Genomic DNA, 14,744 nt, shown 5'->3' with positions numbered 1-14,744 from the left:
TCTTCAGGGGCTTAACACTCTTCAGGGGGTTGAAGTGGGGCAAAACAGACTGGTCAAACAGTTATCGGTAATGGTTTTGGCTGTTGCAGTCAGCGCGCCATCGATTGAGAAGGTTATGGCCGCCGTATTTTCAGACGACGCCGAACGCGTCGATATCATCAGCTCAAATGATTTGGGCAAGCATTTACCCGGTGGGCCAATGGGCGTCAGCGCCCCGGTTGCACCGCAGCATGTGATACCGAATGCCATCGACATGACACGGGCTATTCAGTTAGCCGTGGAGTGGCACCCAGCCATCTCCGAGGCCATCGGTAAGCTTTATCAGCAAAACCAGAACGTGATCATTGCCCGCTCCGGTTATTACCCGCAGATCAGCGGCGGGCTCAGTTCGGGCTACGACAGTGGCCTGACCGGCAATGGCGAAAGCCAGTCCTTCAGTTTGTCGATGTCGCAGATGCTGTATGACTTCGGCAAGGTGTCCAGCTCAGTAGACAGCGCCCTGGCACGCGTCAGCGCCAGCCAGGCGGGGATTTTGCTGTCGATTGATCAAGTCACGCGCGAAACCTCATTCACAGTGATCGAGTTGCAACGCTCGCAACGTTTGGTTGCCTTGGCTCACGATCAGGTCGAAGGGGTGTCGTCCATTGCGGGGCTTGCGAAAAAACGCAGTGAAATGGGCGCCAGCACCCGTTCCGATTTGATCCAGGCACGGGCACGGGTCGAGGCCGCAGTGGCCACGCAATTGCAATACATGGCGCAATTCGATCGCTGGCGCAGTGCACTGAGCAGTCTGCTTGGCGCGCAATCGTCGGTGAGCGTCACTCCCGGTTTTCCCCAGAGCCTTGAGCATGCCTGTCAGGGCGCGGTCCCGGATCAGGCCATTACCCCGTCGTTGCTGATTGCTCAGGCGCAACAAGTCGATGCGCTGGCACAGATTGCTCAGGCGCGGGCCGAAGCGTTACCGACGTTGTCGCTGGATCCCTCGGTGACGCACTACCTGGACAACAACGACAGCAACGTTGAGGGCGGACGCGACCGGATGCGTTACGGGGTGTTCGTCAATATGAAAATGCCGATCTATCAGGGGGGCGCAATCAACGCCCGTAAATCGGCCGCCGAACAGGCGCTGCGCACGGCGCAAGCCGCCAATGACGCCGCTCGCCTCTCTGTGCGCCAGGGCCTGCTGGAAGCCCGCGACCAGATATCGAGCCTTACGCAGCGCCTGTCCACCCTGGACTTTCGTGAGCGCAGCATCTCCGAAACCCGTGATTTATACCGACAGCAGTACCTCGAACTGGGCACGCGACCTTTGCTCGACTTGCTCAATGCCGAGCAAGAAATTCATCAGGCGCGCATGGACCGGGAAAACACCGCCTCGGACCTGCGTCGCCTGAACATCGACTGCCTCTACAACACCGGCGGATTGCGCACAGCTTTCCACATTGAAAACAGTGCCATACAAGGTGTGGAGATTCGGCCATGAATGATGCCGTAAAACTCGAAGATGACCTGCAAGAGGCCGCGCACGAGCCCTTGAAACCCTCGGCTGATCTGGATTATGACGTGTGGCTCGACGCCATTTTGAGGGTGGCCCGGCATTACCGGCTGGAGTGCTCGGCACAGAGTGTGCGGCTCGCCGTGCAATGGACAGACGGCGTCACTGTGGAGGAAGTGGTGCGTCAAATGGCTCGCCAGGCCGGCTTAAGTTGTGTGATGGCCGACTTCACCTCGTCGACACTGATGCAACGGCAAATGCCGCTGGTGCTGCAATTCGATGACGGTCAGGTGGGCGTGCTGCAAACCTTGGGCGACGGCGATGACGTGGGCATCGCTTACAGCGGTGATGGCGGGTTGCAAAGCCGTATCTCTCGCCAGGAGCTGATCGATCATGCGCGCAAAACCCTGATTCTTCGCCCGATGCGCGCCGTGCGCGATGCGCGCGTTGACGACTACATCAAGTCGTATGAGAAAAACTGGTTCACAAGCATCGTCCTGCGTGACTTGCGCCCTTATAGCTACGTGATGTTGGCGTCGCTGGTCACCAGCGTGCTGGGGCTGGCCGGGGTGTTGTTCTCCATGCAAGTCTACGACCGGGTGATTCCGGCCGAGTCGATGCCCACTCTGTATGTATTGTTTGGCGGCGTGATGTTGGCGCTGCTGTTTGATTTCATCATGCGCATTACCCGCGTGCGGATTACCGACATGCTCGGCAAACGTGCCGACATGCGCGTCTCCGACCTGGTGTTCGGGCACGCGATTCGCCTGCGTAACAGCGCACGCCCCAAGTCCACCGGGTCGTTTATTTCACAGCTCAAAGAGCTTGAACAAGTGCGCGACCTCATTACCTCCAGCACGGCGACGGCCTTGGCTGACTTGCCATTTTTTCTGCTGTTTCTGGTGATTTTCTGGTTTATCGCGGGGCCTTTGGTGGCCGTGCCGCTGGTCGCTGTGGTGTTGATGGTGTTGCCGGGCCTGATGTCGCAAAAAAAGCTGGCCCACCTGGCGAACCTGTCGATGCGTGAAAGCTCGTTGCGCAGTGCCATGCTGGTCGAAACCGTGCAGGGGCTGGATGACATCAAGTCGCTGCAAGCCGAGCAGCGCTTTCAGCAACAGTGGAACCAATACAACGCGAGCTGCGCCGATGCCAACTTGCGCTTGCGCATGCTCACCAACTCGCTGATGTCGTGGAGCAACACAGTGCAAGGCTCGGTGTTTGCGGTGGTTGTGGTGTGCGGCGCGCCGATGGTGATGGCCAGCGACATGACCACCGGTAGTCTGGTGGCGGCCTCGATCTTGTCCTCGCGCATGATGGCGCCCATGTCGCAGCTCACCCAAGTGTTGACCCGCTGGCAGCAGGCCAAAGTGGCGCTGCAAAGCCTGAACCGGATCATGGCATTGCCGGTCGACCATGCCGAAGGCAGCAAACGTGTGCACTTGCCGGTCGTGCGCGGCGATTACGTGCTCAATCAGGCGGCCTTTCAGTATTCCGAAGATTCCAGCGCCCCGGCGTTGGTAGTGGCCGACCTGAAAATCAAACCGGGTGAACGCATCGCCGTGCTCGGGCGCAATGGCGCGGGCAAATCGACTTTGCTCCAGGCCCTGGCGGGGATGATGGACCTGCAAGCGGGCAGCATCAGTCTGGACGGCGTTTCGCTGCCGCACATCGACCCGGCAGACGTTCGTCGGGACGTTGGACTGCTGACCCAGAACTCCCGTTTGTTTCACGGCACCCTGCGCGACAACCTGATCATGGGCGCCCCGCACGCCTCTGACACCGAAATCCTGCACGCGCTGGCGCTCACCGGCGCTGCGGATTTTGTCAGCAAATTTCCCAACGGGATGGACCACTTGATCCTTGAAGGCGGCCTCGGGCTGTCGGGGGGGCAGCGTCAATCGTTGTTGCTGTCGCGCCTGATCATTCGCCAGCCGCATATCGTGCTGCTGGACGAACCCACGGCCTCGTTGGACGAAGCCACCGAGCGTGCCTTGATCCAGAACCTCGACAAATGGGCCGCCCAGCGCACGCTGATCATCGCGACCCACCGGATGAGCGTCTTGAGCCTGGTCAACCGGATCATTGTTGTCGACAACGGCCGGATCGTGGTCGACGACAGCAAGGAAAACGCAATTGCTCGGCTATCCAAGCCTGCGCGAGCGTCTTAATGAACAGGCTAATCGCGGATACCGCTGTGTGTGAGGACACGTCCCATGGATAACCACAATCAACCGCCGCCGACCCCAGAGCGCAAGCCGGGCGGGCGCAAAAAAATCCCGCTGCTGGCCCGTGAAGACGAGAGCACGCTGCCTTATCACGATGGCGTGGACGACAACACCGTGGTGCGTTCGACGCGGGTCGTCTGGTGCGTATTTGCCCTGCTGGCCGCGTTTGGCGTATGGGCTTACGTGTTCGAAATCGATGAGGTTTCGACCGGCAGCGGCAAAGTCATCCCGACCTCACGCGAACAAATCATCCAGTCTCTGGAGGGCGGTATCGTCACCGCGTTGAACGTGAGCGAGGGCGACATCGTCAAGAGCGGGCAAACCCTGGCCAAACTCGACCCGACCAAAACCGAATCGAACTTCGATGAAAGTGCCGCCAAATACCGGGCCTCCCTGGCCAGCGTGGCGCGACTGCAAGCCGAAGTGAACAGCAAGCCGCTGGCCTTTCCTGAAGAACTTGCCGCTTACCCGGCGCTGATCCGGGCCGAAACCGACCTCTACACAACGCGCCGCAAAGGGTTGGAAGAATCCCTGGCGGGCGTGCGCTCCTCTTTGGCACTGGTGCGCAGCGAACTCGACATCACCGAAAACCTGGCAAAAGTCGGTGCGGCGAGCAACGTCGAAGTCCTGCGTCTGAAACGTCAAAAGGCCGAACTGGAACTGAAACTGACCCAGTCGCGTTCCGAATACATGGTGCATGCCGGAGAAGAACTAGCCAAAGCCAACGCCGACGTCGAGACCCTCTCATCCGTCATGCGCGGGCGCTCAGACTCCGTCACCCGCCTGACCTTGAAGTCCCCGGTACGCGGCATTGTCAAAGGCATCGAAGTCACCACCATTGGCGGCATCATCCCGCCCAACGGACGACTCATGCAAATCGTGCCATTAGACGAACAACTCCTCATCGAAGCGCGCATCTCCCCGCGCGACATCGCCTTCATCCACCCGGACCAAGTCGCCAAAGTCAAAATCACCGCCTACGACTACGCCATCTACGGCGGCATGGACGGCAAAGTCGTCACCATCTCCCCCGACACCATCCAGGACGAAGCCAAACCGGAAGTCTTCTACTACCGCGTCTTCATCCGCACCGACGCCGACGTACTCAAAAACAAAGCCGGAAAAACCTTCTCCATCGTCCCCGGCATGATCGCCTCCGTCGACATCAAAACCGGTCGAAAAACAGTACTCGACTACCTCGTCAAACCCATGAACCGAGCAAAAGAAGCACTGCGTGAAAGATAGCTTTTGATCTGGCTTGTGATCTGGTTGTTGATCTGGTTGTTGATCTGGTTGTTGATCTGGCTGTTGACCTTGACCTACCTGCGACTTCGGGAGGCCGGAACGAGGGAGCCTTAAAAGCGCTGCCGCTGCGCGGCAGATCGCAGCCTTCGGCAGCGACTACACGTACATTTCAATACCCCCGGGAGGGTAAAAAAATGCGCCAACCAACCACTTGGCTATTGCTGCTAAGCCTACTCTTCAGCGCAACAGCAAAAGGCCTCGAACCAGATCCCCTCACCACCCCCTTGCCCTGGAACACCCCGGCAAACAAAGCCACCTGCACCGACCCGACATCCGCCCTGTGGGTCACCTTCGCCCAAGGCCAGGCATGCATCCGCTACTTCGCCGGAGCCCCGCTGAACCATGTACCCGTCGTCATCGTAATGTTCCATGGCGACCGCAACATCGAAATGCACCGCTCCCCTGAAACCATCCGCGACAACACCTTGGCCGCCAACGATCAACAAGCCGTCGCACTGAGCAAACGCGCAGGCATCCCCGTTGTCATTGTGGCGCGACCGGGCACCTACGGCTCCAGCGGCAACCACGGGCAGCGCCGCCAAATTCAAGAGTTCACCGCCCTCAACGCCGCGCTCGATGCTTTACGCCAGCGCTACGGTATCGGCCAATTTGTATTGCTGGGCCACAGTGGCGGCGCAACTGTCGCTGCGGCCTTACTCACCTTGGGGCGTACGGACGTGAAATGCGCCGTGATGACCTCCGGTGCATTCGCCCTGGTACAGCGCGCTCAGATGATTCGTCAAAGCAAAGGCCTGCCCTCAAGACCTGGGCGCGACACCAACGGGCTGTTGCACCCCTACGACCCGGGACAACACGTCGACGGCATTGTCGCGGCCCCTGCACGGCAGTTGTTTGTGATTGGCAACACTGAAGATCAAGTCGCACCGTTTGTGCTTCAGGAAGGTTTTTACACATCGCTGATTCGTGCGGGCCACACAGCCAAACTGGTCAAAGCCGACGCCGTGGGCCCTGCGTTCCACCAATTACGCAACGACATTGGCCTAAAAACAGCCGCGGCCTGCGCCCAATAAGCGACTGTTATCCCAACTGTAGGAGCGAGCTTGCCTCGCGATCTTTTAAACGTTCAAAAGATCGTGAGACAAGTTCGCGCTTTCAACCCGTCGCCAACTCCGGTTGCCCAGCCGCCTTCAACCATTCACTCACTTGCGAAAGGCCGGTCCCGCCTGAGCTTTTGACCAAGACCCAATCCCCTGGAAAAAACCATTGTTCGGGTGTGCGCATCAACGCCTCATTCAGTGCCTTAGCGTTTTCGAACCACTGGACCGGCAGCTCATTGCGCAATGCCATGTAAAGCCCATGCATCAACGGGCCGCACAGCACAACGTGGCGGGGCGCGGCCATGCGCAGCGGCTGCGCCAGCTCCAGGTGATAGCGCTGGGCATCGGGGCCGAGTTCCAGCATGTCTCCCAGCACCAGCACGCGATGCCTTGAGGCAACGGGCAAGTCAGCGATCGATTGCAAGGCCGCACGCATGGAGCCGGGGTTAGCGTTGTAGGCGTCGTTGATGAGCTGGAAATGGCCGCCGGGGCACTTGAACGACAGGATATTGCCGCGTCCTTCTACCGGTTCGAACGTCTTGAGCGCGGCCAGCGCCTGTTGTGGCTCCAGGCCTGCGGCGAACAGCGACGCCAACACGGCCAGAGCGTTCAGCACCATGTGTCGGCCCCGCGCGCGCAGGGCGAAACTGAGGATGTGCGAGCCGCGTTGCGCCCTCACATTCACCTGATCGGCCTCGCTGTTCCACTCAAGCAGGCGCAGGTCGGCGTCGGGGTGTTCGCCAAAGCTGATCACCTGCAAATGAGCGGCCTGTGCGGCCTGGGCAAACACCTCGTAATACGGCATGTCGCGGCAGAGCACCGCTTGCCCGCCAGGCGCCATGGAGCGGAAGATCGCACTTTTTTTGCGCGCCAGATTTTCCAGTGTCCCGTGGTATTCCAAGTGCGCTGGGGCTATCCCGGTGACGATGGCGATGTGTGGGCGAACCAGTTCTGAGTTGATGGGCATGCGCCCGACGGCCATTTCCAGCACCCAAAACCTGGCCGGGTCGGTCATGCTGGCCATGTTCCAGGCAATGCCGTGGGGCAGGTTGGCATTGCCTTCGGTTTCACCCACCGGACCCCAGTGTTTCAAGGCGTGGGCAAGCATGGCGACCACGGTGGTTTTGCCGAAGCTGCCGGTGACACCGAAGACCTGACCCGCAAACTGCTGCCGTGCATGGCGGCCCATTTGCAGCATGGCTTCAAGGGTGTCGGCGACTTGCAGCACCGGCAAACCGCTGTCCAGATAAGGCGTGGGGTCTACGCAGAGAAAGGCCGATGGACGCCGATCAGGGCTTGCTTGCGCCCAGCGTCGTGCCGATTGCGCCTCGTTTGGACCTACCTTGGAAGGATGCCGGCTGAGCATGCGTTGTGGTTTGAAAAACGGCATTGAGGGTGCCAAACCGCTTGCGACCCAATCTGGCGCAGGCGGTCTGGCCCACGTCCCCTGCGTGACCTGCGCCAGGGTGGCCGCATTCCACAGGCTGGCGCCGTCAGTCTCTGATGGCGCTTCGCACTGTACCGGCAGGCTGACCTGCGGCGCGCCGTCCAACAGGTAGCGGTGATAGGCAACCAACCCGGACAGGTAGTGTTCTACGTCGTCGATGCGCACGCGAAACGCGTGGTGGCGAATGAAGAACGCGCCAGTGATACGGGCCGGATTGCGGAAGTACATGGCCAGTTCGGGCCAGAAATAACCGTTGAGCAAATAGCGGGCGCGGTGGTGCAAGGCCCGGTAGAACGCGTGCAGATCGACATCCTTGAGCAAATGTTGCAACGCGGGTTGCTGCGCGATGCGCTCCAGCATTTGCTGGGCGGCCATCATCAGTTCGAGCAGCGTCGGAAAGGTGGTGATCCGCTGCTGGACGAAACCCAGGTAGCCCAAGATGTTGTTCAACCCGAAACGGAAATACTTTTCGTCAGGGCGAAAGCGGGTCAATTCGTTTACACAGTAGCTGAGCCAGTGATCATGCTCGCGCCAGTGTTCCTTGAGGATGAAGTGATCGAAGGCTTTTTCGACCACGTCGAGCCAGCGCTCATTGCCGCTCAGGGCATAAAGGCGAATCAAGCCGAATGCGGCTTCGCCATCGTAATAAATAATCCGGAACGCTTCTTTGAGGCTCAAGTCGTGGGCGTTCAACACATGCACGAACGCGCCACTGGTGGCGTCCTGCATCCAGGCCATGCCGTTGGCCAGGGCTTCCAGCAGGGGCAGGTAGTGGCGGGTTGCAGTCACTTCGCTGTACTTGACCAGCGCCAACAGGCACACGGCATTGCCGCCCAGCTTGATCTCATTGCCTTCATCCACCAAAAAGGCGGCCTGGCTGCCGTCTGGCAGTACGTAGTGCTTGATCAGCGTGTGGGTCAGGTAGTCCAGCGATCGCAGGATGGCAGCTTTCAGTGTGTCGTCGCCTGTCAGCGCCCACGCCTCGATCATTGAGTAGGTGGTACTGGCGTGACGCAGCGTGTTGTAGGCATTGATAGGGCGGTCAAAGCACGGGAAGTAGCCGTAGATAAACTGCCCGCTGTCTTGCACCTGGCGACTTAGATAACCCGAAGACGTCACGATTTTTGCCCGCACCTCGTCGGGTTCCAGGGCTGCCAGCGTACGCCAGCCCGTTTCGGGGCCTGTGCTGTTGAGCGGGTGGGCGACGGCGTCTTCTGCGCAGAAAACCCCAGCAGTATCAAATAGATAGACGTTGGTCTCAGGGTGCACCTGGGCATTGGCGAGCGCACTCAGGGCGTTGCTGCCGACAAACCGGCGTTTGGCGTAAATGGAAAAATTGCCGCTGTTAAATGTGGCGTGCACAACGTTGTTGCCGCCATACAGGATGGCGTTGGCGTTCAGTTCCTGCTCGGTGAGGGCGACTTGCAGGGCGCTGTCAAAGGCAATGCCGCGCCTGAAATAATTGCGTTTGTAGCGTTTCAGGCGTTCGTTCAGCGCTTCCCATGTGATGGGGCTCACGTTGATGGCTCGTTCGACGCGCAACCAGCACTGTATTGCTTCACTGCCTTGCCGGGCGCAGAGAAGCCGGTGTTTTTTCTGGATCTCCAGCGTGCCCGCGTTCCAGGCAGTTTCAAAGCTCTGCGCACTGACATGCACGACGTGGGCACGTTGTGTGGTGTCACTGATTGAAAAAAACAGTGTGCAGGGCTGAGCCGTGTCCTCAGAGGCCACCGGTCCATGTGAGTCTTGGCTCAGATGAGCATGGCAAGCGAGCAGTTGCTGATTTAAAGACATAGTCGATCCATCAATGATAAACACTGAAAAAAACCTTAACGCTGCATGTGCCCGTATAAAACATTCGCGTTCCACGTGAAAGCGCGCTGTTTATAGGTGGCAACTAGTCTGAAAGTATTAATGCTATATATCTAACTATTAAGTTAGGCAGGTGCACTTTCTTTCACGCGCAGTTTAGATGGCGCGCTGGATTCGTTTTCATAGTCGTGAAGATGATCTCTTATCAGCTTGCGGATGACTTGAGAAATAGTAAGGTCGGTTTCCTCAGACAGATTTTCCAGTTTTTGCTTGGTCTCTGAGTCAATGAGTATGGTGAGGCGCGTTGTTTTGGTTGGCATTTTCTTATCCCTTAATCGGACACGGTCTCAACTGCCGTGTGCAGTACATCTGAAATATAGCCGCTCTTTTAATGCAATGATGACTATTTAATATCACTTTTAAAATCGTGATTCAAATGTATTGTTCGCGTAAGTGGTATGCCAAAAAAGAATATGCGTAATGGCATGTCTGCCGCAGCGCTGTCATTGGGAGGATTTAACAAGCGAGGTATTGAACGGGTGGGTGGCCTGTCTTGCATGATGAACAGACAGGCTTTGTTATTCAGGCGGGGCGATCCAGGCCAAATCGCTTCATCAGGATTTTTTGCAGCAGGGCCCTTGGCAGCAAGGCGGCCAGCAGCGGCATAGCGCGACTGCCGTTGCCGTATCTCAACAGCCGTGGCGTGTTGCGACGTTTTACTGCATTGAGTACCGCAGCGGCAAATGCGGTGGCGGGCGTGGGGTTGTCTTGCGAGGCTTTGGCGCGTGCACGAATACCTTCTCGCATCGGCCACCAGGCAGAGTTTTCGCCAATCAGTTGTTCTGCCTGAGCACTGGCATGTTTAGCGAATGAGGTGTCGATGGCGCCGGGCTGAACCTCCATGACGCGAATCGCAAAGGGTGCCAGTTCCATGCGCATCGCTTCGGTCAGCGCATGAACCGCTGCTTTCGAGGCGCAGTAGGCGCCTGCAAAGGGCGTTACCAACACCCCGGACACGCTGCCGATATTCACCACCAACCCGTGATTGCTGCGCAGAGGTTCAAACAGTGCTTGGGTGATGCCGACCACTGAAAACACGTTGGTTGAAAATTGCTGTGCGAGGCCCTCAACGCCGCCGTCGAGCAGCGGCCCCATTGCGCCATAACCGGCATTATTAATCAGTACATCCAACCCTTTGTCATGCTGCTTGAGACGAGCACTCAGCCGATCCACACCCAGGCTGTCATTAACGTCCAGTTGAACAGCGACGAAACCAGCAGCCTTGAGCAGAGCCACATCAGCCGGCTGACGGGCTGTTGCCCACACCTCGTAACCGGCTTGTTTGAAGGCATTGGCCAGCGCACGGCCAATGCCACTGGAACAACCGGTAATGAGAGCGATGGGCATAACAGATCCTTGAGCAGTTTTTAAAAAACTGAAAATACGTGTTCGTTACGCACTCTACAAGCCAAGGGTTACATTTGAAAATAACTCGGCCCGAGTCGTGTTTATGTTTCAGCTATTGTTGTTTTTAATTCTTAAAAAGGAGTGTTGAGATGAGTCATGTTATTAAACGGATGTTTCAAATTAATGTGCCAGACATAAAGCCTGGAGAAAATTTTGAAGTGCGTGTGGGTATCGAAACGACGGGAGACTATGAAACAGAAGAGGCCAAGCTTGAGATAATTTTGGCGCCGGGCACCCGAGTTAAAAATATTGTCACGCCCTATCTTCGTTACGGTTTTAGATTGCACGAGAATCAGCGTGATGGTTTTACGTATTTTTATGGCCAACACCGAGAAGACTCCTGGAAGCCCATCACCTATGTAAGGCTGGTTGCCGACGAGGACTTGAAAAACGCTGGGCTCAGGCCCATTGGCGAATTTACTTATTACACCTGGCAAGGAATAAAAGGCGTAAGCATCCCGATTATTGCCAACGTGATAACAACTTCCGAAGTGGCCGTGCCGGTAAATAGCAAGGTGGTGGCGACGTGGAAAGATTTAACAACGGGAGGGTGGGTGTACAGTTACGAGATTGATTTTGACATTGCACTTGAGCATGCGCCGATTGAGACATGGGAGGTTTCATGTGTGCTTCCCAAGGGGACTCAACTGTATAAAAAGCCTTGGGCAGAAACGACGTTCGATCAAACGAGCGGTTTGTTTAAAATGTTTAAACCGGCTGTCAAACAGTTAAAAGAGGAGGGATCGACCATTTCAATTGCATTTCAATTGCTGTATCCCGCCGCGCTGGGGCAACACCCTTCGTTAGAAACGTTAAATGCCCTGAAGGGCAGTTACACCCACACGCGTTAGGGTTTCTGTCAGTTTGAAAAATTGCCTTGCAGGTGCTCAGCCCTGAACTCCAGGTTTTGTGCACGATAGCCGCTGCGCAGAGGCGGCATCGGCAAGCAGTCTTGCCAGGATGCGCCAGCTTGCAGCTCGCCGGGCCCACGATAGCGGGGAGCGCTGTATTGGTTATCGGCCAGGTTAACCGTGTCCCCCGGAGCATAGGCCGCGATTCGCCAACCGAGTTCGGTCAATGGCACTTTATTGTGGTTTGTCAGGGTCAATTGCAGTGGGCGGTCTGCGGGGCAGTGTGCGGGGTCATAGACGATCCGCAACTCCAGACGCGCCAACTGCTCGGCCTCACGCTTGTCCAGCCAGGCCACCGATGCGGCCACTATCGCCAGCCCGATCACGGCTGCCAACGACACCGGCAACGCCTTGCCCGGGTAGCGCAGCAACAGCACGAGCCAAGCGATGATCAGTAAAACGCCGATAAACATGGACATGCCTCTACTCGGGAGCCTCATCGCGCAAGAAAACCAGCAGATCGGGCTTGGACTGTTCGGCGCTGTAGCGGTAGCCCTGCGCGTCAAACTGCTTAAGGTCCGCGGGGTTGTTGATGCGTTCCTTGATCACAAAACGGCTCATCATGCCGCGTGCTTTTTTGGCGTAGAAGCTGATGATTTTGTGCTGACCGTTTTTCATGTCCTTGAATTCAGTATTGATGATGCGGGCGTTCAGTGCGGACTTTTTTACCGCCGAAAAATACTCATTGGACGCCAGATTCAGCAACACGTCATCGCCTTGCTCAGCCAGGGCTTCATTCAACCATTCACTGATCCGTGTGCCCCAGAATGCGTACAAATCCTTGCCACGGGCATTGGCCAGCTTGGTGCCCATTTCCAGACGATACGGCTGCATCAAGTCCAGCGGGCGCAACAGGCCATATAAGCCGGAGAGCATGCGCAGATGCGTTTGGGCGTAGTCAAAGTCAGCTTCGCTGAAATCCACGGCATTCAGGCCGGTGTACACATCGCCTTTGAACGCCAGCAGTGCCTGCTTGGCATTGTCGGGGGTGAAGTCCGGTGTCCAGCTGCCGAAACGGGCGGCATTAAGGCCCGAGAGCTTGTCGGACAGGTGCATCAGCTCGCCAATCTGTTGCGGGCTTAACTCGCGCAATTGCTCTATCAGCACCTGGGAGTGGTCCAGGTATTGCGGCAGCGTGAAACGCGCAGTGGCCGGCGGCGTCTCGTAGTCGAGGGTTTTAGCGGGTGAAATCACCATCAGCATGAGGTCGTCTCCTTTAAGCGTCGTGGGATTCTAGGCGCTGGCGCGATTTGACTCCACCTATGGTGGTGATAGGACTGTGGGCGCGGGCTTGGCTACGGCAAATCAGAGCGGTCCCGTTGCTTTCATCGCTGGCAAGCCAGCTCCCGTAGTGTGCGGGTATAGTGCCGTCAGTTATTACAAGGAGAAGGATCTGTGCGCATTGCTCTTTTTCTGTCGGCCTGGCTGGTGTGTCTGGGAGCCGTGGCCGCGCCCAATGCCCCGGCGACGCTGGACCGCAGCACCTGGCCCGAGCAATTGATCAGCCCCGCTCTATTCGATGTCGCTTCGCGCGCCGAAATCCTCACGTTTGCCCATGCTTTGCTGGCCACGGAGGGGCTGGATGAATACGCCCTCAAGCAGCGCCTTGGTCTCAAGATCATCAACATGGGCGCCATCGATACCGTTCGTCAGCGCCTGTGGCAGCGTCTGTTGGTCAATTACAACCTTGCCCAGCAAAGCTGCGATCAAGACGCCTCGTTCTGCTATTACGTCGACGACATGAGCAGCTTGCGTGAACAAGCGGGCAAGTTCGAGATCGCGGACGACTCTTTCTATGTGAAGTGGGCTGAGCCGAGCGCTGCGTTTCATCGTCGTTACCTGGATGAGCAATTGCGTCTGGCGGCGCTTTCGCCGCAAATCAGCAGTGAAATCGAGCTGCTGAACGATCAGGAGTTCAACGGCGATGACATGAAAGACCGGCTGTTTATGCTGACCTTTGACAGCGGCCCGTCGGCAACAGGCACCACCACCGATTGGCTCACCGATTACCTGCGCAAGCAGTCTATGAGCGCGACCTTTTTTGTCTTGGGTAACAGTCTGCAAGCGCGGCTCGATAAAAGCTCCGAGCAGGCGGTGAAGGCGTTGTACAAGGGGCAATGTGTGGGCATGCAGGGCTGGGAATACCGCGCGCACAGCCATTGGAAAAACTGGGAAGACTCGGTGCTGCGCAGCACCGCCTTGGTCAAACAGGTCGTGCCGGACAACTCTGTGCTTTTGTTCAGACCGCCCTATGGGCAGCGTCGGGCAGACAGCGGGGCGTTTTTCAAGTCTCAGGGGTTGCAGGTGGCATTGTGGAACATTGATTCGCAAGACCTCGTCGCCAGCCTGAGCGCCGAGCAGTCGGCGCACCGGGTATTAAGCCTGATGCTGCTGTGGCGCCATGGCGTGATTGCGTTTCATGATACTCAGGACAAAGTACGTACGGCTTTGCCCTGGCTGTTAAAGGCCACGGCGCAGAGTGGTTTGGGGTGGGAGGATTGTGCGGCGTTGGGCACTCAGTAAGCAGAGCGCCCGCCCGGATGCGGACGGACGCTTTCAGCGTGGCGCTTACAGCAGGCGCAAGGCTAATTCGGAGCCTGCGCGCAGGTATTCAACTTGCGACACGACAGCATCTTTGACGATGGCTTCACCGGTATCGGTCAGCTTGGCATTTTTCGCATCTATAACGGACAACTGTAAAAGCTGCATGGCGACATCCATCGCTTTTTGAAAGGCAGTGATGTTGTTGTGCTGGCCAAACTCTCGAATGACTGTCTCCATGCGAGCATCGGCGTTGTCGCGAATCTGCCGGTATTCAGTAACAGAAACACTGCCATCCTTGTAAATCTCGAGCAGCATTTGTTCCAGGCTTTTTGAGATAGGGGTCATACGGCTTCCTCTGGCTTGAGCATTAAGTGGACGCAGGTCGTATTGGCCAGTGCGTAACGGAAGCTTAGTGCTGCCAAAAAGAATGCAGGGTAGGTACCGTCCTTGCTGAAAGTAAGATGGGTCCGACCTTCATGG

12 protein-coding genes are annotated in these 14,744 nt (G+C 57.3%); 6 read left to right on the top strand and 6 right to left on the bottom strand.

The genetic code is table 11. The features are described 5' to 3' along the window. The first annotated feature begins 70 nt into the window (after positions 1-70). From RHM56_RS17885 to RHM56_RS17870, 4 genes are all read left to right on the top strand, one after another. Positions 71-1,483: a TolC family outer membrane protein gene (locus RHM56_RS17885; protein ID WP_322241803.1), complete on the top strand. Its 1,413-nt coding sequence runs from the start codon at positions 71-73 to the stop codon at positions 1,481-1,483. Then, a complete protein-coding gene (locus tag RHM56_RS17880) occupies positions 1,480-3,663 on the top strand; it encodes a type I secretion system permease/ATPase (RefSeq protein WP_322234605.1) in 2,184 nt (727 codons plus the stop codon). The genes RHM56_RS17885 and RHM56_RS17880 overlap by 4 nt, the downstream gene beginning before the upstream one ends. Before the next feature lie 45 nt (positions 3,664-3,708). Continuing rightward, entirely contained in the window at positions 3,709-4,965 is a 1,257-nt protein-coding gene (locus RHM56_RS17875; RefSeq protein ID WP_322234603.1) for an HlyD family efflux transporter periplasmic adaptor subunit, read from the top strand. Between the two features lie 194 nt (positions 4,966-5,159). After that, positions 5,160-6,056: an alpha/beta hydrolase family protein gene (locus RHM56_RS17870; protein ID WP_322234601.1), complete on the top strand. Its 897-nt coding sequence runs from the start codon at positions 5,160-5,162 to the stop codon at positions 6,054-6,056. Between the two features lie 82 nt (positions 6,057-6,138). On the opposite strand, the gene RHM56_RS17865 is transcribed toward RHM56_RS17870, so the two are convergent. From RHM56_RS17865 to RHM56_RS17855, 3 genes are all read right to left on the bottom strand, one after another. Continuing rightward, the gene (locus tag RHM56_RS17865) at positions 6,139-9,324 is read right to left on the bottom strand and encodes a UDP-N-acetylmuramoyl-tripeptide--D-alanyl-D-alanine ligase (protein ID WP_322234599.1); all 3,186 of its coding nucleotides are present in this window, start codon (positions 9,322-9,324) and stop codon (positions 6,139-6,141) included. Between the two features lie 143 nt (positions 9,325-9,467). Further along, positions 9,468-9,662 carry a ribbon-helix-helix domain-containing protein gene (locus RHM56_RS17860; protein WP_322234598.1) on the bottom strand — a complete coding sequence of 65 codons (195 nt, stop codon included), beginning with the start codon at positions 9,660-9,662 and terminating at the stop codon, positions 9,468-9,470. A 262-nt stretch (positions 9,663-9,924) separates the two neighbouring features. Further along, a complete protein-coding gene (locus RHM56_RS17855; protein WP_322234595.1) occupies positions 9,925-10,749 on the bottom strand; it encodes an SDR family oxidoreductase in 825 nt (274 codons plus the stop codon). A gap of 149 nt (positions 10,750-10,898) precedes the next feature. Between RHM56_RS17855 and RHM56_RS17850 the strand changes: the two genes are divergently transcribed. Next, on the top strand, positions 10,899-11,660 hold the full coding sequence (locus RHM56_RS17850; RefSeq protein WP_322234592.1) for a hypothetical protein: 762 nt from the start codon (positions 10,899-10,901) through the stop codon (positions 11,658-11,660). 8 nt (positions 11,661-11,668) lie between these two features. On the opposite strand, the gene RHM56_RS17845 is transcribed toward RHM56_RS17850, so the two are convergent. Together RHM56_RS17845 and yaaA are read right to left on the bottom strand one after the other, a co-directional pair. Continuing rightward, positions 11,669-12,133 carry a multidrug transporter gene (locus tag RHM56_RS17845; protein WP_322241802.1) on the bottom strand — a complete coding sequence of 155 codons (465 nt, stop codon included), beginning with the start codon at positions 12,131-12,133 and terminating at the stop codon, positions 11,669-11,671. 10 nt (positions 12,134-12,143) lie between these two features. Then, a complete protein-coding gene (gene yaaA, locus RHM56_RS17840; RefSeq protein ID WP_322234591.1) occupies positions 12,144-12,923 on the bottom strand; it encodes a peroxide stress protein YaaA in 780 nt (259 codons plus the stop codon). Positions 12,924-13,115: 192 nt separating this feature from the next. On the opposite strand from yaaA, the gene RHM56_RS17835 reads away from it, so the two are divergent. Further along, positions 13,116-14,243: a polysaccharide deacetylase family protein gene (locus tag RHM56_RS17835; protein ID WP_322234589.1), complete on the top strand. Its 1,128-nt coding sequence runs from the start codon at positions 13,116-13,118 to the stop codon at positions 14,241-14,243. A gap of 45 nt (positions 14,244-14,288) precedes the next feature. Here RHM56_RS17835 and RHM56_RS17830 read toward each other — a convergent pair whose 3' ends face one another. Next, positions 14,289-14,609 carry a hypothetical protein gene (locus RHM56_RS17830; RefSeq protein WP_322234587.1) on the bottom strand — a complete coding sequence of 107 codons (321 nt, stop codon included), beginning with the start codon at positions 14,607-14,609 and terminating at the stop codon, positions 14,289-14,291. Positions 14,610-14,744 lie beyond the last annotated feature (135 nt).

The organism is Pseudomonas sp. CCC3.1 (assembly GCF_034347405.1).
In the GTDB taxonomy this organism is placed as follows: domain Bacteria; phylum Pseudomonadota; class Gammaproteobacteria; order Pseudomonadales; family Pseudomonadaceae; genus Aquipseudomonas.
This window is presented reverse-complemented; position numbering and strand designations above follow the sequence as displayed.

Bases quoted from the DNA above. Each gene is read 5' to 3' on its own strand.
- RHM56_RS17885 (WP_322241803.1), top strand. From the start codon at position 71: ATGGTTTTGGCTGTTGCAGTCAGCGCGCCATCGATTGAGAAGGTTATG.
- yaaA (WP_322234591.1), bottom strand. From the start codon at position 12,923: ATGCTGATGGTGATTTCACCCGCTAAAACCCTCGACTACGAGACGCCG.
- RHM56_RS17870 (WP_322234601.1), top strand. From the start codon at position 5,160: ATGCGCCAACCAACCACTTGGCTATTGCTGCTAAGCCTACTCTTCAGC.
- RHM56_RS17865 (WP_322234599.1), bottom strand. From the start codon at position 9,324: ATGTCTTTAAATCAGCAACTGCTCGCTTGCCATGCTCATCTGAGCCAA.
- RHM56_RS17860 (WP_322234598.1), bottom strand. From the start codon at position 9,662: ATGCCAACCAAAACAACGCGCCTCACCATACTCATTGACTCAGAGACC.
- RHM56_RS17880 (WP_322234605.1), top strand. From the start codon at position 1,480: ATGAATGATGCCGTAAAACTCGAAGATGACCTGCAAGAGGCCGCGCAC.
- RHM56_RS17850 (WP_322234592.1), top strand. From the start codon at position 10,899: ATGAGTCATGTTATTAAACGGATGTTTCAAATTAATGTGCCAGACATA.
- RHM56_RS17875 (WP_322234603.1), top strand. From the start codon at position 3,709: ATGGATAACCACAATCAACCGCCGCCGACCCCAGAGCGCAAGCCGGGC.
- RHM56_RS17855 (WP_322234595.1), bottom strand. From the start codon at position 10,749: ATGCCCATCGCTCTCATTACCGGTTGTTCCAGTGGCATTGGCCGTGCG.
- RHM56_RS17830 (WP_322234587.1), bottom strand. From the start codon at position 14,609: ATGACCCCTATCTCAAAAAGCCTGGAACAAATGCTGCTCGAGATTTAC.
- RHM56_RS17845 (WP_322241802.1), bottom strand. From the start codon at position 12,133: ATGTTTATCGGCGTTTTACTGATCATCGCTTGGCTCGTGCTGTTGCTG.